The organism is Anaeromyxobacter sp. SG64, from assembly GCF_022690745.1.
Taxonomy (GTDB): domain Bacteria; phylum Myxococcota; class Myxococcia; order Myxococcales; family Anaeromyxobacteraceae; genus Anaeromyxobacter; species Anaeromyxobacter soli.
This window is the reverse complement of record NZ_JALCZB010000004.1, coordinates 96,489-116,575: the sequence shown is the minus strand read 5'-3', so window position 1 is coordinate 116,575 and position 20,087 is coordinate 96,489. Positions and strand designations below refer to the sequence as shown.

Here is a 20,087-nt window from a genome sequence, read left to right as displayed (position 1 = left end):
CATGGACCGCATCCCGATCCTGCGGATGGGCGAGTTCCTGCTCGTCACCATCCAGGTGGACATGCACGACCAGCTCGCCCTGACGCTGCAGGACGACCTCACGGCGCAGATCACGCGCACCGGCGCGCGCGGCGTGCTCATCGACATCTCGTCGCTCGACGTCGTCGACTCCTTCATCGGCCGCATGCTCGGCTCGATCGCCTCCATGGCCCGGCTCATGAACGCGGAGACGGTGGTCGTCGGCATGCAGCCGTCGGTGGCGATCACCCTGGTCGAGCTCGGCCTCACGCTGCACGGCATCCGGACCGCCCTGAACGTGGAGAAGGGGATGGCGCTCCTGCGGGCGGGCGCGGCTCGGAGGAGCCGCGCGTGAGGACGACCGCATGCCCGTCGTGAAGGAGGAGACGGTCGCGATCGGCTCCGACGCAGACGTGGTGCTGGTCCGGCAGCGGGTCCGGCGCCGCGCCCAGGAGCTGCGCTTCTCGCTCGTCGACCAGACCAAGCTCGTCACCGCCGCGAGCGAGCTCGCGCGCAACGCGCTCGAGCACGGCCGGGGCGGCGAGATGCTGCTCCAGGTGCTGGAGGAGCCGCCGCGCTCCGGGCTCAGGCTCGTCTTCGTCGACCGGGGCCCCGGGATCTCGAACGTGGAGCTCGCGATGAAGGACGGTTACACCACGGGCGGAGGGCTGGGCCTCGGGCTGGGCGGGGCGAAGCGGCTCGTGAACGAATTCGCGGTGGAGTCCGCCCCCGGCGCGGGGACCCGCGTCACGGTGACGAAGTGGCATTGACCAATGGTGACACGATCCTCGTCCGCGTCGACGAGGCCTCGCAGATCGGGGAGGCGCGCCGCACGGCGCGCCGGCTGGCGGGCGACCTCGGGCTCGACGACGTGGTCGCCGAGCGGGCGGCCATCGTGGCGAGCGAGGCGGCGAGGAACCTCGTCGCGCACGGGGGCGGCGGCGTGGTCTGCGTCCAGCCGCTCGGCCACCCGCCGCGTGGGGTCGCGGTCGTCGCGCTCGACCGGGGCCGCGGCATCGAGGACCTCCCGCGCGCGATGCGCGACGGCCACTCGACCGCTGGGACGCCGGGCGAGGGGCTCGGCGCCATGGCGAGGGTCGGCGACGCGTTCGACGTGTGGAGCGCGCCGGGGAAGGGCACCGCGCTCGTCGCCGAGGTCTGGGCGGAGCGCCCGCCCGCGAGCCAGGTCGCGACGGGCGCGATCTCGGTCGCCACGGCCGGCGAGCGCGTCTGCGGCGACGGGTGGCTCGTGGTGGAGCAGGCCGGCCGGGCGGTGCTCGCGGTCGTCGACGGGCTCGGCCACGGGCCCCACGCGGCGGACGCGGCGCACGTCGCGCTCGAGGCGATCCGCAAGGCGGCCGACGAGCCGCCACGCGAGATCGTCGGCCGGGCCCACGCCGCGCTCCGCGCGACCCGGGGCGCCGCGCTGGCGGTCGCCTCGCTCGACCTCGGCACCGGCGCACTGCGCTACTCGGGGCTCGGGAACGTGGTCGGCGCCATCGTCGGCACCGGCGCGGTGCGCCGGCTCGTGTCGCTCGCAGGGACCGCCGGGCACGCGGCGCGATCGATCCACGAGTACGCCTACGAAGTGCCGGAGGGCGCGGTCCTCGTCATGCACTCGGACGGCATCGCCACCCACTGGGACGCCGCGGCGTACCCGGGGCTGCTCGCGCGGCACCCCGCGCTCGTGGCGGGGGTCCTGTTCCGCGATCACGCACGCGGCCGCGACGACGCGACCGTCCTCGTCGCGCGGAGGGGCGTGTGAGGAGCCAACCGGGCGGCACCGGCCCGATCCTCACCGTCGCGATCCGGCGGGAGGAGGACGTCGTCCTCGCGCGGCAGCGCGCGCGGCAGGTGGCGCGGCTCGTGGGCGTCGCGGCCTCGGAGCAGACGCGCCTCGCCACGGCCGTCTCCGAGATCGCGCGGAACGCCTGGAAGTACGCGAGCGGCGGGAAGGTGGAGATCGCGCTCGAGGACGGCGAGGAGGCGAGCGCGCTCGTCGTGCGCGTCCGGGACCAGGGACGAGGGGTGAAGGACCTCGACGCGGTCCTCTCCGGCCGCTACCACTCCCCCACGGGCATGGGGCTCGGCATCGCCGGGAGCCGGCGGCTCGTCGACCGCTTCGACATCCAGAGCGGACCTTCGGGCACGACGGTGACGCTCGTGAAGGACCTGCCGTCGGGGGCGGGGCCGGCGACGCCGCGCGAGCTCGCGGCCCTCCTCGACGCGCTCTCGCGGGAGCGGCCGCACGACGCCCTCGAGGAGCTCACCACCCAGAACCAGGAGCTGCTCGGCGCGCTCGACGCGCTCAAGGAGCGCGAGCGCCAGCTCGTCGAGCTGAACCGCGAGCTCGAGGACACGAACCGCGGGGTGGTCGCGCTGTACGCGGAGCTCGACGAGAAGGCCGACTACCTGCGGCGGGCCTCGGAGCTGAAGAGCCGGTTCCTCTCGAACATGAGCCACGAGTTCCGGACCCCGCTCAACACCGTGATCTCGTTCTGCGGGCTGCTGCTCGGCGAGAGCGACGGACCCCTCAACGACGAGCAGCGCAAGCAGATCGGGTTCGCGCGCCGCTCGGCGGAGGGGATGCTCGACCTCGTGAACGACCTCCTCGATCTCGCCAAGGTGGAGGCGGGGAAGACCACCGTCCGCGCCGCGCCGTTCGAGGTGAGCGAGCTGTTCGGGGCGCTGCGTGGCATGCTGCGGCCGCTCCTCGCGACCACCCAGCTCGCGCTCCACTTCGAGGACCCGGTGGGGCTGCCGGCGCTCTACACGGACGAGGGCAAGATCTCGCAGATCCTCCGCAACCTCATCTCCAACGCGCTCAAGTTCACCGAGCGCGGCGAGGTGCGCATCGCGGCCCGGCGCGAGGGCGGCCGGGCGATCTTCTCGGTGTCGGACACCGGCATCGGGATCGCGCCGGAGGACCAGGAGCGCATCTTCCAGGAGTACGGTCAGCTCGACTCGCCGGTGCAGCGGCGCGTGCGCGGCACCGGCCTCGGGCTCCCGCTCTCCAGGCGGCTCGCCGAGCTGCTCGGCGGCCGGATCACCCTGCAGAGCGAGCCGGGCGTCGGCTCCACCTTCACCTTGGACGTGCCGCTCTTCTACGGGGGCCCCCCCGAGATCGGCGCGGTCCCCGACATCGCCGCGCTCCACGATCCCACCCGGTACCCCGTGCTCGTGGTCGAGGACAACCCCGAGACGATCTTCGTCTACGAGAAGTTCACGAGCGGGACGCCGTTCCAGGTGCTCTCGGTCGGGACGCTGCTCGAGGCGCGGCGCGCGGTGCAGCGGCTCCGGCCCGTGGCGGTCGTGCTCGACGTCATGCTCGGCGCCGAGACGGCGTGGCCGCTCCTGTCCGAGCTCAAGGGCTCCGCGCTCACCCGCGGCATCCCCGTCTACGTCGTGACCATGGTCGAGAACCGCGGCAAGGCGAAGGGGCTCGGGGCGGACGACTTCGCCGAGAAGCCGCTCGAGCGCGGCTGGCTCCTGTCACGCCTCGAGGAGGCGGCGGGGCTCCTGCCGCGCGAGGAGCTCCTGATCGTCGACGACGACGAGGCCTCGCGGTACCTGCTCCGCTCGCTCCTCTCGGAGACGCGCTACGCGGTCGTGGACGTCGCCTCCGGCGAGGAGGCGCTGCGGCGCGTCGCGGAGCGCCGGCCCGCGGCGGTGTTCCTCGACTGGAAGATGCCGGGGATGGACGGGGGGGAGGTGCTCGCGCGGCTCCGGGCCGACCCGCGGACGCGCGACGTGCCGGTGCTCGTCTACACCGGGGAGGAGCTCGGCCCCGAGCAGCGCGCGCGCGCGGCGGGCGCCGCGGCGATCCTCGCCAAGGGCCGACCGCGGCTGTCCGCGCTGCACGAGATCCGGGAAGCGCTCGCGCGCCTCGGACGAGGGGTCGATCCGCCGTGAACTCCCGGGCGCACATCCTGTTCGTCGAGGACGACGAGGCGACCCGCTACGCGGTGAACCGCATCCTCGCGAACGCCGGCTTCCGCGTGAGCGTCGCCGCCACGGGCGCCCAGGCCCGGGCGCTCGCGCGCTCCGCGCGCCCCGAGCTCGTGCTCCTCGACGTGCAGCTCCCCGACGCGATCGGCTTCGACGTCTGCCGCGACCTCAAGGCGGACCCCGCCACCGCCGCGCTGCCGATCGTCTTCCTCTCCGCGCGTCGGGCCGACGCGGACGACGTCGTGCGAGGGCTCGAGGGCGGCGCGGACCTGTACCTCACCCACCCCGTCGAGCCGCACGTCCTCGTGGCGGCGCTGAACGCGCTCCTGCGCGTCCGCCTCGCGGAGGCGCGCCTCCGGCGGTTCGTCGACTCGAGCATGTTCGGGGTCGCCGAGTTCGACCGCCGGGGTGGCTTCCTCGAGGGGAACGACGAGCTCCTCCGCATCCTGGGGCTCGCGCGGGCGGACGACCTCGCCCAGGTGAACGGCGTCTCGCTCGCCCCCGGGCTGCGCGCCGAGCAGGGCGAGCTGACGCCCTCGGAGTGGCGCGCGCTGGACGCGGCCGCCGAGGAGCAGCTCCGGTCCGGCGGCGTCGTGCGGCCGTACGAGAAGGAGTTCTGGCGCAAGGACGGCAGCCGCGTGCCGGTGCTGGTGGGCGCCGCCGCGGTCCCCGGCGGCGGCGGCCACGTGGCGTTCGTGCTCGACCTCACCGAGCGCAAGCGGGCCGAGCGCGAGCGCGAGGACGCGCTCGCGCGCGCCGAGGCGGCGCAGCGCCGGATGTCGTTCCTGCTCTCCGTCACGAGCGCGCTCATGGTCGCGCCGGGGGAGATCGCCACGGCGATGCGCCGGCTCGCGGTGCTCTGCGCGGGCGAGATCGGGGACTGGTGCATCGTCGACCGGGTCACCCAGGACGGGACGAAGCGGCTCGCGGTGGCGAGCGCCGAGCCGGCGCGCCTGCCCGACGCGGCGGTCGTCGAGGGCCGCGCGCCGGGAGGAGCCGGCGCGATCGCGCGCGCGCTCGCCGCGGGCGCGCCGCAGCACCTCCAGCCCGTGGACGATCCCGACGCGCTCGAGCCGGCGCAGGACGCCGCCCACCGGCAGGCGCTGCTCACGCTCCGCGTCGGCGCGGCGGCCGTGTTCCCCATCGCCCACGGCGGCCGGGTCCTCGGCGCGCTCACGCTCGTGCGCTCGGCGCGCGGGGCCGAGCTCGCGCCCGTCGAGCTCGCGCTCGGCGAGGAGATCGCGGATCGCGCCGCGATCGCCCTCGAGAACGCGCGCCTCCACGACGAGCTCGCGCGCTCGCTGCGCGCCCGCGAGCAGACGCTCGCCGAGGTCTCGCACGACCTGCGCAACCCGCTCTCGTCGATCGTCCTCGCGGCGGCGCAGCTCGAGCGCTCCGCCGATCGCCCCGACCTGCGCGAGGTCGTCTCGCGGCGCGCGGCGAGCATCCGCCGCGCCGGCGACCGGATGAACCGCCTGGTCCACGACCTGCTCGACCTCGCGCGTGCGGAGACGGGGCGGCTCGAGCTCGACCTGGGCGAGCACGCGGCGCGCGACCTGCTCGACGACGCGCTCGACGGCGTCGCGCCCGCCGTGCGCGAGCGCGAGCTCCGGGTCCGCACGGTCGCCGAGGGGGTCGTGGTCCGCTGCGATCGCGAGCGGGTGCACCGCGTCCTCTCGAACCTCCTCTCGAACGCCGCCAAGGTGAGCCCGCGCAAGGGCACCATCGAGCTCGCCGCCCGGCGCCGGGGAGACGAGGCGCTGTTCACCGTCACGGACGAGGGACCGGGCATCGCGCTGGAGGAGCAGGCGCTCATCTTCGAGCGCTACTGGCGCGGGCGCGAGTCCGGCGCGCACGGCGTGGGGCTCGGCCTGTCGATCGTGAAGACGCTCGTCGAGCGCCACGGCGGGAAGGTGTGGGTGGAGAGCGAGCCCGGCGAGGGGGCGCGGTTCTCGTTCACGCTGCCCGTGGCGGGGTAGAACCCATCGACCACCCAGGCGAGGTGCGCGGCTGGCGCGCAGGCGAGCGCAATCCGGCGCCGCGGCGGGGGAGCGGCGGGTCTCGCGGGGCGGACCCGCGCGAGGGGCGGCCGCGGGGCTTACACTGGCGCGGGAGGAGCACGCCGATGCCGACCGCCGAGTGGAAGCGGATCTGCTGCCCGATCGACTTCTCCGACGCCTCGCGCGCCGCGATGGAGGTCGCCGCCGACCTCGCGCGGCGGATGGGCGCGGAGCTCTGGCTCCTGCACGCCTATCCGGTCCCCGGCTACACCTTCCCCGACGGCTCGGTGGTGGCGAGCCCGAAGATGCTCCAGGATCTCGCAGAGGGCGCCCAGCGCCACCTCGACGAGTGGCGCGTGAGCGCCGAGGCGCTCGGCGCGCCCCACGTCGAGACCGCGAAGGAGGCCGGCGAGCCGGCGGCGGAGATCGTCGCGTTCGCGCGGGCGCGGGGGATGGACCTGCTCGTCCTCGGCACGCACGGGCGCACCGGCATCGAGCACGCCCTCATGGGCTCCATCGCGGAGCGCGTCGTCCGCAGGGCGCACTGCCCGGTGCTCACGGTCCGGCCGCCCGCGGCGTAGGCGGGACGGGCGCGAGGAGCTCGGCGATGCGCGCCGCGCGGTGCGCGAAGATCCGTGCGAGCGAGGGGCGCACGAGGAGCGCGTGCGCGAGCGTGCCGAGGGGACCGAAGGGCAGCTCGTAGTCGACGCGATCTCGCACTAGCGTCCCCCCCGGCGCGTCCTCGAACGTGTGGAGGTGGCGCCAGCGCCGGTAGGGGCCCGCGAGCTGGACGTCCACGAATCGCTCGCCGGGCACGAGCTCGTCGATGCGCGTGCGCCACGAGAACGGCACGCCGAAGAGCGACAGCCGGTACGCGATGAGCGCGCCGGGCGCGAGCTCGATGGGGCCGGGCGTGACGACACGGAAGCGCAGGAACCCGGGCGTGATGGCCTCGAGGTTGTGCGCGTCGGAGAAGAAGGCGAAGACGTCCTCGCGCCGGCGCGGCACGAGCTGCGCGCGCTCGAGGACCCAGCGGCGGGCCATGGGGTCTCTCCGGGGTGGGCCTTCGCCGCTCCCGATAGCGCCCGCGCGCGGGGTTTGCTGGCGCCGCTCGGGTCCGCTCGATAAACCCGGAGAGGAGGGCCTCGCGGAGATCACATGGCCGAGCTCGTCACCGAGTACATGGGGCTCGCGCTGCCCAGCCCGCTCGTGCTCGCGAGCTGCGCGCTCTCGAACCGCCTCGAGAACCTCGAGGCCGCGGAGGGGCACGGCGCGGGGGCGGTGGTGCTCCGGTCGCTGTTCGAGGAGCAGCTCGAGTCGTCGACGAGCGCGCTCGAGGAGGAGCTCCTCCGCGGCGCCGAGTCGAACCCCGAGGCGCGCACCTACTTCCCGCCGCAGCGGGTCGGGCCGCACGACTACCTGTCGCTCGTCGAGCGCGCGAAGCGGGCGCTCGAGATCCCGGTCATCGCGAGCCTCAACTGCGCGGCGCCCGGGAGCTGGACGGAGTACGCGCGCGACATCGAGCAGGCGGGCGCGGACGCGCTCGAGGTGAACCTGTACGCGGTGGAGGCGGATCCGGCCGTGTCGGCGGCGGAGATCGAGGCGCGCTACCTCGAGATCGTCGCCGCCGTTCGCCACGCGGTGCGCATCCCGATCGCGGTGAAGCTCTCGCCGTACTTCACCTCGCTCGCGAACTTCGCCTCCCGGCTCGACGCGCTCGAGGTGGACGGCCTCGTCCTCTTCAACCGGTTCCTGCAGCCCGACATCTCGCTCGAGCGCATGGCGGCGGCGCCGACCATGACCCCTTCTTCACCGGCGGAGTCGCTCCTGCCGCTGCGCTGGATCGCCCTGCTGCACGGGCGGGTGCGCGCCCACCTCGCCGCGACCACGGGGGTGTACGACGCCGCCGGCGTGCTGAAGCAGATCCTGGCCGGCGCGCACGTGGTGCAGCTCGCCTCAGCGCTCATGAAGAACGGGATGCCGCACCTCGGAAAGGTGCTCGCGGAGCTCGAGGACTGGCTGGACCGCCGCGGCATCTCGACGCTGGACGAGCTCCGGGGGGCGCTGTCCCAGCGCGAGGTGAGCGATCCCGGGGCGTTCGAGCGAGCCCAGTACGTGCACCTCATCCTGTCGCAGAACATCTGATCCACGGCCGTCGCCCCGTGGCAGCATGTCGGGCGATGGCCACCCCCTCGCCCAGGCCGCCCCCCGCGCCGGCCGCCCTCGTCCGGGCCTTCGCCTGCGCGGGCGCGGGCCTCGCCGACGCAGCCCTCCGCGAGCGGAACCTCCGCATCCACCTCGGGCTCGGCGTCCTCGCGACGTGCGGCGCGGCGGTGCTCGAGCTCACCGCGGCGGAGCGCGCGCTCGTCCTCGCCTGCGCGGGCGCGGTCGTCGCCGCCGAGGCGGTGAACTCGGCGCTCGAGACGATCGTCGACGTGGTGCTGCCCGGTCCGGATCCGCGCGCCCGCTTCGCGAAGGACGCCGCCGCCGGCGCCGTGCTCGCGCTCGCCGTCGCGAGCGTCGCGGTCGCGGCCGCCGTCCTCGCGCCCCGGATCGCGGCGCTCGCCGAAGGAGCCCGGGCGCTCGCCCCGTCGGTGGCAGGGGCCGCGGTCGCCGCGCTCGCCGCGTGGCGGCTCCCCGCGCCCGTCGAGCGCGGCGGGGTTGCGCGGCTCGCGCTCGCCCTCGCGGGCGGGCTCGGCCTGGGCCTCGTCGCCCCCGCCGTGCAGAGCGGGGTGGCCCTCGCCGTGGCGGCGCTGCTCCTCGCGCTCGGCGCCGCGGCCGCCGCCCGGCGCGCCGCGGGGGAGGGCCCCCCCGTCCACCGAAGGTGAACGCCTACCCCTCCGGCAGCGGATCGCCGGGGTGCTCGGGGATCTGCCGGCGCGAGGCCTCCCGCGAGCGCTCCTCGTCGTGACCGTGGACGCGCTCCGCCTCGCGCTCGTCCTGGTCCGACGTCCAGGTCGTCCCCGCGCCCTCCGGAGACAGCCCCTCCAGCGGCCGTTCCCCGTGCCGGCTCTCCACGTCGAGGTCCTTCTTCTCGTTCTCGCGCCGACGCGCGAGCTCGCGATCGAACATCGGATCCCTGCGCTCGGACATCGCACCCTCCTGCTCGATCCTCACGCTGGCCACCCACCGGGGGCGATGCAATCCCACGTCGCTCCGATAGGTTCCCCGCACCGATTCCGCTCGCCCGACGCCCGCACCCCGCGGGCCGGATCTCGAGCGTCCCCCATCGCCTCGGAGGCGAGGAGACACCATGGCGAACCTCAAGGGCAGCAAGACCGAGCAGAACCTCAAGGACGCGTTCGCGGGGGAGTCCCAGGCGAACCGCCGCTACCTGTACTTCGCGAAGATCGCCGACGTGGAGGGCTACCCGGAGGTCGCCATGAACTTCCGCGAGACCGCGGAGGGCGAGACCGGCCACGCGCACGGTCACCTCGACTTCCTGAAGGCGGTCGGCGATCCCGCCACCGGCCTGCCGATGGGCGACACGGCGACGAACCTCAAGGCCGCCATCGCGGGCGAGACGCACGAGTACACCGACATGTACCCGGGCTTCGCGAAGACCGCGCGTGACGAGGGCTTCACCGAGGCGGCCGACTGGTTCGAGACGCTCGCGAAGGCTGAGAAGTCTCACGCCGGCCGCTTCGACAAGATGCTGAAGAGCATCAGCTGAGGGCGCGCACGCTCCGACCGCGACCCGGCGCGCCCCCTTCGCGGGCGTGCGCCGGGTCGTTCCGCGTCGAGCCGCCCCGGAGAAAACCGCCGCCATGACCACGCCCGAGCAGCCGAAGAGGATCTCGTACCAGCCCACGCCGGGGCTCTCCTACGATCCGTCCGAGGCGAGGTACTGGGATCGGGCGGCGCTCGAGGGGGAGGTCCGCCGCGCCTTCGAGATCTGTCACGGCTGCCGCATGTGCTTCAAGTACTGCGACAGCTTCCCGCGCCTGTTCACCCTCCTCGACCAGAAGTACGACGGCGACGTGCACGCGCTCGGCGCGGGCGACGTCGCGCACGTGATGGACGCGTGCTTCCAGTGCAAGCTCTGCGAGGTGCAGTGCCCGTACACGCCGCGGGACGGCCACGAGTTCCAGCTCGACTTCCCCGCCCTCGTCCACCGCTACCGCGGCGTCCACCAGCGGGGCAAGCCGCGCACGCTTCGCCAGCGCGTGCTCAACGATCCGGACGGCGCCGGGCGCCTGGCGCGGCTGTCCCTCGGCGCGGCGAACGCCGCGAACCGCTCGCGGCCCCTGCGCGTGCTCATGGAGAAGACGGTCGGGATCCACCGCGACAAGAAGCTCCCCGACTTCGCGGCCCAGCCGTTCGACCGGTGGGCCGAGGGCCAAGGCTACGTGAAGGCGGAGCCGGGCGGCGAGGCGGTGCTGTTCCAGACCTGCTTCGTGCAGCACAACGAGCCGGACATCGGCAAGGACGCGCTCTTCGTGCTCCGGCGCTGCGGCGTGGACGTGCGCGTCGTGAAGGGGCTCGTCTGCTGCGGGATGCCCGCGTGGGAGCACGGCGACCTCGAGGCGCTCCGGCGCCAGGCGCACCGCGATCTCGAGCTGCTCATGCCGTACGTCGAGCGGGGCGCGAAGGTGCTCGTGGTGAACCCGACCTGCTCGATGATGATGCGCCGCGAGTGGCCCCACCTGCTCGAGGGCGCCGACCGGGGGAGCGCGGAGCGGCTCGCGCCCGCGGTCATGGACGTCTCCGAGTACCTCTGGTCGATCCGCAACGAGGAGCGGTTCTCGACGGCGTTCCGCTCCGCGCCCCCCGGCGGAAAGGTCGCCTACCACGCGCCGTGCCACCTGCGCGCGCAGGGGGTGGGCTTCAAGGGCCGTGACCTGCTTCGCAAGATCCCCGGCGTCACGGTGACCGCCACGGTGATGGAGTGCTGCGGGCACGACGGGACCTTCGCGCTGACGGTCGAGGGGTTCGAGCCGTCGCAGCGGATCGGCAGGAAGGCGTTCGACGGCATGAAGGCCGCGGAGGCCACGACCTGGGCCACGGACTGCCCCCTCGCGGCGCTGCAGTTCGAGCAGCACGCGGGGAAGAAGCCGCTCCACCCGCTGTCGCTGCTCGCGCGCGCCTATCGCGACGACGGCTTCGGCGAGGGCGGCGAGGGAGGCACGCGATGAGGCCGGTGCGGCGCGAGGAGCTCCTCGACGTCTCCACCTACGAGCGCTCGCGGGCGGAGCTCCGCCCCGGGATCATCGAGGCGAAGCGGCGCCGGCGCGTGCACGTCGGCGGCGTGCTCACCTTCCTCTTCGAGAACGCCGCCACCGTCCGCTACCAGGTGCAGGAGATGATCCGGGCCGAGCGGATGACGCGCGAGGAGGACATCCGGCACGAGCTCGAGACCTACAACGAGCTGCTCGGCGGGAAGGGCGAGCTCGGGGTGTCCCTGCTCATCGAGCTCCCCGAGCCCGCCGAGCGCGACCGCAGGCTGCGCGAGTGGCTGGACCTGCCCCGCCACCTGTACCTGAAGCTCGCCGACGGCCGGAAGATCCGCCCCCGCTTCGATCCGCGCCAGATCGGCGACGACCGGCTGTCCTCCGTGCAGTACCTCAAGTTCGACGTCGGGGGAGAGGTGCCCGTCGCGGCGGGCGCGGATCTGCCCGGCTTCACCGTCGAGGCGCCGCTCGAGGTGGAGCAGCGCGAGGCCCTGCGCGCGGATCTGTCCTCGGACTCGTGATGCGCGACACCATCGTGCGCCTCGCGGCGGTGACCCGGCCCGAGGGGGCGGTTGCGCCCGCGCGGGGCCCCGGCTACCTCTCAGGGAGGCGGGCGCGCGCTCGCTCGCCCGGAGGTAGACACCGATGCGACGCCACCCGACCTCTCCCCGCGCCCTCGCCCTGGCCGTGCCGCGCCCCGCCGCGTCCGAGTGGGAGGAGTGGGCGGTGACGCTCGCGGCGGTGACGCTCCTCTTCGCGGCGCTGCTCGCGCACTGACCTGCTCGCCTCAGCGGAGGTCGCGCAGCGTCTTCGCCGCGAGGCGGCGGCGCAGGACGAGGAACAGCTCGGCCGCGGAGACGGCGTCCATGAGCGCGTCGTGCGTGCCGTACTCCGGCAGGTGGACGCGGCGCCGCGCGGCGGCGAGGTTCAGCTCCGGCTCGATCTCGGGCGCGTCCGGATCCACGAAGCGCGCCCGGCGCGCGGCCTTGAGCAGGAGCGCGACGGTGTCCACCACGGGCGGCCCCGGCCAGCGCATCCCCGCGCCGCGATAGGCGCGGCGGAGGAAGCGGACGTCCACCGCCGCGTTGTGCACGAGGAGCGCCCCCTCGCCGAGCCGGCGATCGACCTCCCTCAGCACCTCCTCGAGCGGGGGGGCCTCGCGTACGTCGTGCGGGACGAGGTGGTGCGCCCGCATCGAGTCCGGCCGGATTCCCTCCGTCGCCGCGGGGCGGACGAGCGTCGCGTAGGCCTCCCCGAGCCGGATCGCGCCTGCCCGGATCGGGACCATCCCGACGGCGAGGATGGGATCGGACTTCACGTCGAGCCCGCCGGTCTCGAGGTCGAGCGCCCAGTAGGTGATGCCGTCCCAGGGCGGCGAGGGCCAGAGCACGAGCCCGTTCCTAGCATGCGCCGCGCCCGCCGTCGTGTCGCCCGACACGGGCGACGGCGGCCCGCCCCCTCGTCAGGCCTCTCGCGGGCTCCGGCACCTCCGGCGCCCCTCTCCGCGCGGCCTTCGCGTGAGCGTCGTGTCCGCGGCGGTTGGCGAGGGCCCCCGGCGTGCGAAACGTCTCCGGTTGAACCCCGGGGGAACACATGGCTCGCATCGCCTTCATCGTGGACGACATGTTCGAGGACTCGGAGCTCCGCGTGCCGTACGACCGGCTCCGCGAGGCCGGGCACGAGGTGGTCATCGTCGGGCTCGAGCAGGGAAAGAAGCTCGAGGGCAAGCAGAAGAAGGAGAAGGTGACGGTCGAGCGGGCGGCGAAGGACGTCCGCGCCGAGGAGTTCGCCGCGCTCGTCGTCCCCGGCGGCTACTCGCCGGATCACCTCCGCACGAGCCTCGACATGGTGCGGCTCACGCGCGACATGTTCGTGGCGGGGAAGCCGGTCGCCGCCGTGTGCCACGGCCCGTGGATGCTCGTCGAGGCCGACGCCATCGACGGCCGGACCGTCACCTCCTGGCCGTCGCTCAAGACCGACCTCATCAACGCGGGCGCGCGCTGGGTGGACCGCGAGGTGGTGGAGGACGGGAACCTCATCACCTCCCGCAACCCCGGCGACCTCGCCGCGTTCTCCGCCGCCATCCTGCGGCAGCTCGACCGCACCGCCGAGGCGCGCCGCCCGGCGGCCGGCGGAGAGCACGGCGAGACGCCCACGATGCACTGACCTCGGGCTGCGGGCGCGCCTCGGCTCCGGCCGTCGTCGCGCCCGGCCTGGACGCAAGGCGCACGAGACCGGAGCCGAGACGGGGAAGCGCAGCGACGAGCGGCGAGGCGTACTGCTTCCGTCTCAGAAGGCGCCTCCGCAGCTCGTGGTCGATTGTATTCACCGTGGGTGACAACTATCGCCAGCGGTAGTGCCGGCCGGTGTCGCGGCTCTTCTCGCGACGAGGCAAGACGTCCCAGTTGCGGTGGGTGAAACATGTCCCGTTGACGCCTTCTCGCCCCGATCGCGCTCCGGCATACAGGCGGCGCGGAAAGGCTGCTCTCGCGCACGCTTCTTGCGCGTGGCAGGCGCGCCGACCGCCGGAGTGCCTCGACGAGGGCGACGTGGAGAACGCCGCGCAGGCGCGAGCCTGGAGCGTCTCCGGAGCTTCGAACTGGGCAGGCTGAGACGACGACCGAGCGCGGCACCGCGAAGCCGACCCTCGAACCGGGACCCGCGGCCGGCGCGCTGCCGGCGCCCCCGCCCCCCGTCGCGCAGCCGAAGCGACGGGCCGAGACGCTCGCCGTCTCGGAGAGCCACTGGTCGCTCCGTGTCACCCTCGACCGCGCCTGCAAGGAGGACCTCGAGACGCTCCGGTCGCTTCTGTCGCACAAGGTCCCGGACGGCGACCTCGCGGCGGTGCTCCACGAGGCGATCCGCTGCGCGATCGAAAAGCACGGCAAGCGCAAAGGCGCTGTCGCGTCGAAGCGGAAGACGAAGGAAGTGAAGCAGGCCGGGACGACGAAGGCCGCCGCGACGAAGAAGACCCCGGCGAAGCCGCCGGCGGAGAGGACCACGATCCCGGCGATAGTGCGCCGCGCGGTGTGGACGCGCGATGGCGGGCGCTGCGCCTGGGTCGGCCCGGACGGCTGTCGCTGCAACAGCCGCTGGAAGCTCGAGCTCGACCACATCCAGCCCGCCGCCCTCGGGGGGCCGTCCACGATCGAGAATCTTCGGCTCGCCTGCCGAGCTCACAACCTGCTTCACGCAGAGAGCACCTTCGGGCGCGAGCACATGGATCGCTTCCGCCGCGACGCGGGCGACGGGCCATCGTCGCTCTCGCGCGCTGACGTGGCGCCGCTGCGTCCCGTCAGGCAGCTGGGAATGTGGGCGCCGTGACCCTGCGGCAGCCCGCCCGGAGTTGGGAGAACCTCCGGCGAACCGGGGTTGGGTCGCATGGCCGCGCGGCCAGAGCGACGACTCGCCGCTCGCGTACTTCCGGGCTTCCGAACCCCTGCGCCCCCGCCGGTGACGCTCACCGCTCTGTCGCCCGCAGTGCTCCGCCCGGAGCGTTCCCGGCGCGCGCGTGCTGACCCGTCGATGCCGAGCCGGAGCGCGCGGTGCGCCGCTCGGCCGACCGAAGCCGCTCCCTCGGGTCAGCAGCCGAAGATGTGACGAATCCTGAGACTGCCTCGGTACGCCGGAGCCGCGAGGAGCGAGCACCCCCGTCGCAGGCCCGGGATCGTGCGCCGGGTCAGAACATGTCGGTGCGGTAGTGGTAGGCCGCCCGCTCCTGCCAGTCCTCGATCGCGCGGAACGTGTCGCGGAGCCGGCTGCGCTCCAGCGAGGACAGATCGGCGATCGAGACGACGTTCACGGGCGGGCGGCCCTCGGCGATCATCCGGAGCTGCTCGCGCAGGCGCAGCCTCAGGAGGAACCCGTACGCCTCCGAGAGGTTCTCGAGCGTGTCCTTCGCGATGAGCCCCGCCTCGCAGGCGGCGCGCAGGCGGCCGAGCGTGTTGGACGTGCGCGCCCCGGCCTCGAGGCCGTAGACGCGGGCCAGGAAGACGATCGAGCTGATGCCCTTCAGCTTGAGGTCCACCTTCGAGGCGTCGCCGCGGATCCGGAGCACGAGCCCGCCCGGCGGTCGGAAGGTGAGGGCGCTCTTCGCCATGGCGGAGAGGAAGGTGCGCGCGCCGGCCGCCCGGCCGGCGAGCGCGTGGAGCATCGACACGTCGAGGCCGCCGTACACGGGCCGGAAGTCGAAGAAGATCGACGCCTCGAGGAGCGCGGTGGGGGTGGGCTTCTCGAGCCAGCCGCGGAACCGCTCGCGCCACTCCTCGAGCGGGCCCTGCCAGCGCGTCGCCATGTAGCCGCCCGGGCAGCGCGGGAACCCGGCCGCCTGCAGGTCCGCGATGGCGCGCTCGGCGAAGCGCGCGAAGTAGGCGCGGGCGGCCGGCGTGTCCTCACCGTAGACGAGCGCGTTGTCCTGATCGGTGAGGAGCGTCTGCTCCATGCGCCCCTCGGAGCCGAAGGCGAGCCAGGTGTAGGGCGTCGGGGGCGCGCCGAGGTCGGCCTCGGCCATGCGGAGGATGCGGGCGAGGAGCGTGTCGTTGAGGCGCGCCACGAACCCGCCGATCACGATCGGCTCGAGCCCGCCCGCGAACAGCGCCGACGCCATCTCCGCGACGCGCGCCCCGTACCCCGGCAGCGCCTCCCGGCTCGCGAGCCGCTCGACGCTGCGCATCACCGCCACGGGTCCCGCCGCGGTGAAGCGCAGGAGGTCGGTGGACGAGAGCACGCCTGTGATCTCTCCGCCCCGCGTGACCGGGAGGTGGTGCACCCCCGAGTCGAGGAGGATGCGCCACGCCTCGTACACCGGCGTCTCCGCCGGCACGGTGCGGAGCGGCGCGCTCGCGACCTCGACCACGGGCGTCTCGGGGCCGCGTCCCATCGCGAGCACGCGACGCCCGAAGTCACGATCCGTCACGATGCCCGGCGGATCCGAGTCCACGAGCGCCGACCCCACGCAGCGCTCGGCCATGACCCGCGCCGCCTCGCCCACCGTGGCGGTCGCCGGGACGCGCACGGGCCCGCGGCCGCGTAGCAGGGTCGCGACGGGGACGCCGAGGTCGGGCTGGAAGCTCGCCACCTGCGAGCGCTCGAGGCTGTTGCGGAGGCGCTCGGCGAGCCCCGAGGCGAAGTGGCCCGCGAAGGCCGCGTGCGCGAGCAGCTTCTCGAACTCCGACTGGGGCAGGCGGTAGGCGAGCAGATCCTCCTCGACGGTCACGTCGAGCGTCGCCTCGCCCGAGATGAGCGAGGTGAAGCCGAAGATCTCGCCCTCCTCGAGGAGCTGCACGGTCTGGCCCTCGCGCTCGAGCCGGACCGCCCCCTTGCGGATCACGTACAGGTGCTGCGAGGGCTCCCCGCCGCGGGTGAGGAGCCGCGTGCCGGCCGGGTGGAACACGATCTCGATGGCGCGCGCAGCGTGGTCGAACGCGTCCTGCGGGAGCCCGTCGAACGGCGGGGTCGAGCGGACGAACGTGACCGGATCGAGAGCGACCATGTGGGCGAGGATAGCAGAGCGGCGCCGCGGGCCCGCCGCCGAACCGGGCGCGGCGGTGCGGTTCTTGCTCCACGCCTGCCCATCCCGTCGAATGGGCGGGATCACGCCCCGGAGGCGCCGCCGCCCTGCGAGCGGAGCTGACCGGGACGGACGACATCGTGGTTCTTCGACGACAGGAGTGGCTCATGCGCACCCCCCGCCTCTTCATCATCGCCGCTGCCCTCGCCCTCGCGGGGCCTCGCCTCGCGGCCGCCGACACCGCCCCCAACTCGGGCTGGTCCCTCACGCTCGGCGTCTGGGGCGGCGCCTCCCGCTACGACGTGCTCGGGCTGAAGCACGGCGTGGAGACGCTCGATCGGGACACGCTCGACGGCAACCTCGACACCTACGGCGCCTCCGCGCTCCTCCGCCTCGGCTGGCTCGACGTGGGCGCGCTGTACGAGGGCTCGTTCCGCGAGGCGACGGACAGCTTCGTCCTCACGCCGCTCGTCGGCTTCAAGTGGGACGTCACCGACCTCGTCCGCGTGGACTTCCTCGGCGAGCTCGGCGGGCACCGCATCACGAACATCGGCACCGACGCGCAGTCGGTCTGGCTGCCCTACGTCGGCGTCCGCCCCACGCTGTCCCTGCGCCTGCCGCTCGGCCCGACGCGCCTCGTCCTCTCCGGCGCGCCGTTCGCGCGCTGGGATCTCGTGAAGAAGGACGTCGCGGTGCCGTCCTCGGGCGGCGCAACCACGACGCGCTCGACCTACGAGGCCGGCGGCACGACCTTCGGCGTCGTCGGAGGGGTCGGGATCGAGCTCTGATGATGAGTCTCACCCGAGCGCCGCCAGCGCGGCCTCGAGCGCGGCGTCGTCCTCACCGCCCGTCGCGACCACCTCCGGCGCGACGGGCGGCTCGTACGCGCGGCCGGCGCCGGGGAGCTCCGGCGCCTCGCCCGCCCGGGCGCGCGCCCACAGGCCCTTCGGATCGCGCGCGGCGCAGAGCTCCGCGGGCACCGCCAGGTGGACCTCGACGAAGCGGGGCGCTCGCGCGCGCACGCGGTCGCGGAAGGCGCGCCGGCTCGCGGTGGCGGCCACGACGGCGACGAGCCCGTCCGCCGCGAGCAGCAGCGCGAGATCGCCGAGCGTCTCGTAGAACGCCGCCCTCGCGGCCGGCTCGTAGCCGGGCGCCGGGTGCAGCGCGGCGCGCACCGCGTCCCCGTCGAGGAGCGCCGCGGGCCGCCCCCGGGCGGCGAGCCGCGCCCGCAGGCGGCGCGCGAAGGTGGACTTGCCCGACGAGGGGAGCCCCGTCACCCACACGACCGCACCGCCGCCGGGCCCGTGCGTCACGCCCCGTCCTCCGTGAAGAGCGCCGCTGGCGCGTCGAGGTCGAGCCGCCCGGCGTCGAGCGCGCGCTCGGCGAGGCCGAGGAGGGCGTCGCGCGAGGCGGCGGTGAGGCGCGGGTAGAAGCGCGGCGAGGCGAGCACGAGCGCCCGCCAGGCGAGGTAGGGCGGCGCGCTCTCGAGCACCGCTGCGTCGCCGCTCGCGGCGAGGTAGCGGCCCCAGAAGCGGCGCCACAGCAGGCCGAGCGCGCGCCAGGCGCCGGGGTGATCGAGCGCGAAGAACGGGTAGTTCACCGCCAGCGCGACGACGTCGTCGGCGGGATCGCCCTTGCCGCCGCGGGAGGCGTCGAGGAGCGCGAAGCCCGAGCCGTCCTCGCCGGCGCCGGGCGGGCGGAACACGATGTTGAAGGGGTGGAAGTCGCCGTGGGTGCGGGCGAGGCGCGCGGGCCGCTCGCGGAGCCGCCAGCGCCAGGCGAGGCAGCGCTCCTCGATCGCCCGGAGCCGCTCGGGCGGCGCGGCGGGCACCGCGGGCGGATAGCCGTCCACCATCCCGAAGATCCCCTCGCCGTGCCCCACCAGATCGCGCACCGCGCGCCGCCACGCGATCGCGTCGTCGAGCTTCTCCCCGTGCAGCGCGGCGAGGTAGCCCGCGAGCGCGTCCGCGCGCGCGAGGTCGAGCGGCAGCGCGGCGCCTCCGCGCGCGAGGCGCCGCAGGTCCTCCGCATACAGCGCGCCCTCCGCGAAGTCGGTGACGAGGTAGGGCTCGCCGGTCCCGGAGAGCGAGAGGAAGCGCCCGTCCGCCTTCGCCACCCCGACGTCGAGCGCGCGGACGTGGGCGGGGAGCGCGTTGAAGAGCTCGTGGGAGAGGAGCGCACCCTCGAGGCGGTCCGCCCGGCGGTCGTGGCCGAAGGCGTCGGCGCGCTGCGTCCGGAAGACGAACCGGCGGCGCGCGCCGTCCGGGAGGCGGACCGTGACGCGCAGCGGCTCGCCGTAGCCGATCGCCTTCTCCGCCTCGCCGCCCGCCGCGTCCGCCGCGAGCGGCTCGACCGCCTCGAGCGCTGCGCCCGGGAAGAGCGTCGCCGCGAGCTCGCGCAGGCCTTCCGGGATCTCCGCCATGCCCTCGCTCCCTGCCCGCTCATAGCGCACGCGCGGGCTCGGGACGCCACCGCGGCGGGGCGCGGCGGGGCGCCACAATTGCGCGGGACGCGCCCGGGGGCTCGGGCGGCGCGGAGGGCCCGCTGGCGGAGGCCACCGAGCGGCCGCGTCCGTCAGGGGGAGGGAGGGGTCAGCATTTTCTCTTGGCCGGGCGAGTGGTCGGTCGTAAACACGGGCCCGATGCCGCTCGCCCTCATCCCGTGGTTCGAGTTGCCGAGCCTGTCGCTCGGTCCCTTCACCATCCAGTCCTTCGGCGTGCTGTCCGCGCTCGGGATCCTCGCCGCGGTGAAGCTCGCCGCGCGCGGCGCCGGCGAGACCGGCAGGAACCCTCAGGTCATCCTGGACTTCGCGGTGGTCGGGGTGCTCACGGGGGTCCTCGCCGGGCACTTCGTGCACCTCTTCTTCTACCACCCGGAGGAGCTCGAGGACCCCTGGCGCATCCTCAAGTTCTGGGAGGGCCTCTCGTCGATGGGAGGGCTCCTCGGCGGCGTCCTCGCCGCGGCCTTCTACTTCCGGCGCAAGAAGATCCGCTTCCACGACTACGGGGACGCGTTCGCGCTCGGCGTCGCGCCGGGCTGGGGCATCGCCCGCGTCGGCTGCTTCACGGTGCACGACCACCCAGGCATCCACAGCGACTTCTTCCTGGCGGTGCGCTTCCCGGACGGCGGGCGCCACGACCTCGGCCTCTACGAGGCCATCGTGCTCCTGTCGCTCGGCGCGGTGCTGTGGGTGCTCCACCGCCGCGGGATCCTGCGCGGCCGGCTGCTCGGTCTCCTCGCGGTGGTGTACGGCCTCGCCCGCTTCCTGCTCGACTTCCTACGCGCGCGCGACGTGGTCTACGCGGACGCGCGCTACCTCGGGCTCACGCCCGCGCAGTACGCCGTGATCGTGCTCGTCGCCTACGGCGCGTGGCAGCTGTCCCGGCGCCCCGGGCCGGCGAGCGAGGCGGGGCGGTTCGCGGCCGGCGCCGGCCGGTGATA

At 74.4% G+C, this 20,087-nt stretch carries 22 protein-coding genes; 16 read left to right on the top strand and 6 right to left on the bottom strand.

The annotated features are described in order from the left end of the window. Position 1 precedes the first annotated feature (1 nt). From MNZ29_RS02445 to MNZ29_RS02420, 6 genes are all read left to right on the top strand, one after another. Positions 2–373, top strand: a complete 372-nt coding sequence (locus MNZ29_RS02445) for an STAS domain-containing protein (RefSeq protein ID WP_242340592.1) — start codon at positions 2–4, stop codon at positions 371–373. A gap of 10 nt (positions 374–383) precedes the next feature. Next, positions 384–788 carry an anti-sigma regulatory factor gene (locus tag MNZ29_RS02440; RefSeq protein ID WP_242352632.1) on the top strand — a complete coding sequence of 135 codons (405 nt, stop codon included), beginning with the start codon at positions 384–386 and terminating at the stop codon, positions 786–788. Next, positions 785–1,783 (top strand): SpoIIE family protein phosphatase, encoded by a 999-nt coding sequence (locus MNZ29_RS02435; RefSeq protein ID WP_242352630.1) that lies wholly within the window; start codon positions 785–787, stop codon positions 1,781–1,783. The genes MNZ29_RS02440 and MNZ29_RS02435 overlap by 4 nt, the downstream gene beginning before the upstream one ends. Continuing rightward, positions 1,780–3,930, top strand: coding sequence for an ATP-binding protein (locus MNZ29_RS24800; RefSeq protein WP_242352628.1), 2,151 nt, complete (start codon positions 1,780–1,782; stop codon positions 3,928–3,930). The genes MNZ29_RS02435 and MNZ29_RS24800 overlap by 4 nt, the downstream gene beginning before the upstream one ends. Continuing rightward, positions 3,927–5,945, top strand: a complete 2,019-nt coding sequence (locus MNZ29_RS02425; protein ID WP_242352626.1) for an ATP-binding protein — start codon at positions 3,927–3,929, stop codon at positions 5,943–5,945. Before MNZ29_RS24800 ends, MNZ29_RS02425 begins: the two co-directional genes overlap by 4 nt. A 146-nt stretch (positions 5,946–6,091) precedes the next feature. Further along, the gene (locus tag MNZ29_RS02420; protein WP_242340587.1) at positions 6,092–6,547 is read left to right on the top strand and encodes a universal stress protein; all 456 of its coding nucleotides are present in this window, start codon (positions 6,092–6,094) and stop codon (positions 6,545–6,547) included. Here MNZ29_RS02420 and MNZ29_RS02415 read toward each other — a convergent pair. Next, positions 6,522–7,010 carry an SRPBCC family protein gene (locus MNZ29_RS02415; RefSeq protein ID WP_242352624.1) on the bottom strand — a complete coding sequence of 163 codons (489 nt, stop codon included), beginning with the start codon at positions 7,008–7,010 and terminating at the stop codon, positions 6,522–6,524. The two genes, MNZ29_RS02420 and MNZ29_RS02415, sit on opposite strands and share 26 nt — an antisense overlap. A gap of 114 nt (positions 7,011–7,124) precedes the next feature. Here MNZ29_RS02415 and MNZ29_RS02410 point away from each other — a divergent pair, with 114 nt between their 5' ends. Together MNZ29_RS02410 and MNZ29_RS02405 are read left to right on the top strand one after the other, a co-directional pair. Beyond that, complete coding sequence (locus tag MNZ29_RS02410) at positions 7,125–8,111, top strand: dihydroorotate dehydrogenase-like protein (protein WP_242340585.1); 987 nt, start codon at positions 7,125–7,127, stop codon at positions 8,109–8,111. Positions 8,112–8,146: 35 nt separating this feature from the next. Beyond that, a complete protein-coding gene (locus MNZ29_RS02405; RefSeq protein WP_242352622.1) occupies positions 8,147–8,794 on the top strand; it encodes a diacylglycerol kinase in 648 nt (215 codons plus the stop codon). Between the two features lie 4 nt (positions 8,795–8,798). On the opposite strand, the gene MNZ29_RS02400 is transcribed toward MNZ29_RS02405, so the two are convergent. After that, complete coding sequence (locus MNZ29_RS02400) at positions 8,799–9,059, bottom strand: hypothetical protein (RefSeq protein WP_242352620.1); 261 nt, start codon at positions 9,057–9,059, stop codon at positions 8,799–8,801. A gap of 160 nt (positions 9,060–9,219) precedes the next feature. Here MNZ29_RS02400 and MNZ29_RS02395 point away from each other — a divergent pair, with 160 nt between their 5' ends. The 4 genes from MNZ29_RS02395 (at position 9,220) to MNZ29_RS24230 (ending at position 11,914) form a co-directional block, all read left to right on the top strand. Beyond that, positions 9,220–9,639 carry a rubrerythrin family protein gene (locus tag MNZ29_RS02395; RefSeq protein ID WP_242341448.1) on the top strand — a complete coding sequence of 140 codons (420 nt, stop codon included), beginning with the start codon at positions 9,220–9,222 and terminating at the stop codon, positions 9,637–9,639. Positions 9,640–9,733: 94 nt separating this feature from the next. Further along, positions 9,734–11,101, top strand: a complete 1,368-nt coding sequence (locus MNZ29_RS02390; RefSeq protein ID WP_242352618.1) for a heterodisulfide reductase-related iron-sulfur binding cluster — start codon at positions 9,734–9,736, stop codon at positions 11,099–11,101. Beyond that, positions 11,098–11,658, top strand: coding sequence for a DUF3501 family protein (locus MNZ29_RS02385; RefSeq protein ID WP_242352616.1), 561 nt, complete (start codon positions 11,098–11,100; stop codon positions 11,656–11,658). The genes MNZ29_RS02390 and MNZ29_RS02385 overlap by 4 nt, the downstream gene beginning before the upstream one ends. A gap of 124 nt (positions 11,659–11,782) precedes the next feature. Continuing rightward, a complete protein-coding gene (locus tag MNZ29_RS24230) occupies positions 11,783–11,914 on the top strand; it encodes a hypothetical protein (protein WP_255840998.1) in 132 nt (43 codons plus the stop codon). A 10-nt stretch (positions 11,915–11,924) separates the two neighbouring features. Here MNZ29_RS24230 and MNZ29_RS02380 read toward each other — a convergent pair whose 3' ends face one another. Next, a complete protein-coding gene (locus MNZ29_RS02380) occupies positions 11,925–12,527 on the bottom strand; it encodes a 3'-5' exonuclease (RefSeq protein WP_242341445.1) in 603 nt (200 codons plus the stop codon). A gap of 203 nt (positions 12,528–12,730) precedes the next feature. Here MNZ29_RS02380 and MNZ29_RS02375 point away from each other — a divergent pair, with 203 nt between their 5' ends. Both MNZ29_RS02375 and MNZ29_RS02370 read left to right on the top strand, forming a co-directional pair. Then, positions 12,731–13,303, top strand: a complete 573-nt coding sequence (locus MNZ29_RS02375; protein WP_242341444.1) for a type 1 glutamine amidotransferase domain-containing protein — start codon at positions 12,731–12,733, stop codon at positions 13,301–13,303. A gap of 678 nt (positions 13,304–13,981) precedes the next feature. Further along, positions 13,982–14,461 carry an HNH endonuclease gene (locus tag MNZ29_RS02370; RefSeq protein ID WP_374110769.1) on the top strand — a complete coding sequence of 160 codons (480 nt, stop codon included), beginning with the start codon at positions 13,982–13,984 and terminating at the stop codon, positions 14,459–14,461. A gap of 355 nt (positions 14,462–14,816) precedes the next feature. Here the strand turns inward: MNZ29_RS02370 and MNZ29_RS02365 are convergent, their stop codons facing one another. Beyond that, positions 14,817–16,628, bottom strand: coding sequence for a DUF294 nucleotidyltransferase-like domain-containing protein (locus MNZ29_RS02365; RefSeq protein WP_242341000.1), 1,812 nt, complete (start codon positions 16,626–16,628; stop codon positions 14,817–14,819). 185 nt (positions 16,629–16,813) lie between these two features. Between MNZ29_RS02365 and MNZ29_RS02360 the strand changes: the two genes are divergently transcribed. Further along, positions 16,814–17,434 (top strand): hypothetical protein, encoded by a 621-nt coding sequence (locus MNZ29_RS02360; protein ID WP_242341001.1) that lies wholly within the window; start codon positions 16,814–16,816, stop codon positions 17,432–17,434. A 9-nt stretch (positions 17,435–17,443) separates the two neighbouring features. On the opposite strand, the gene MNZ29_RS02355 is transcribed toward MNZ29_RS02360, so the two are convergent. Together MNZ29_RS02355 and MNZ29_RS02350 are read right to left on the bottom strand one after the other, a co-directional pair. Then, on the bottom strand, positions 17,444–17,959 hold the full coding sequence (locus tag MNZ29_RS02355) for an adenylyl-sulfate kinase (RefSeq protein WP_242341002.1): 516 nt from the start codon (positions 17,957–17,959) through the stop codon (positions 17,444–17,446). Next, positions 17,956–19,068: a phosphotransferase family protein gene (locus MNZ29_RS02350; RefSeq protein ID WP_242341003.1), complete on the bottom strand. Its 1,113-nt coding sequence runs from the start codon at positions 19,066–19,068 to the stop codon at positions 17,956–17,958. The genes MNZ29_RS02355 and MNZ29_RS02350 overlap by 4 nt, the downstream gene beginning before the upstream one ends. 219 nt (positions 19,069–19,287) lie before the next feature. Here MNZ29_RS02350 and MNZ29_RS02345 point away from each other — a divergent pair, with 219 nt between their 5' ends. Next, entirely contained in the window at positions 19,288–20,085 is a 798-nt protein-coding gene (locus MNZ29_RS02345) for a prolipoprotein diacylglyceryl transferase (RefSeq protein ID WP_242341004.1), read from the top strand. Positions 20,086–20,087 lie beyond the last annotated feature (2 nt).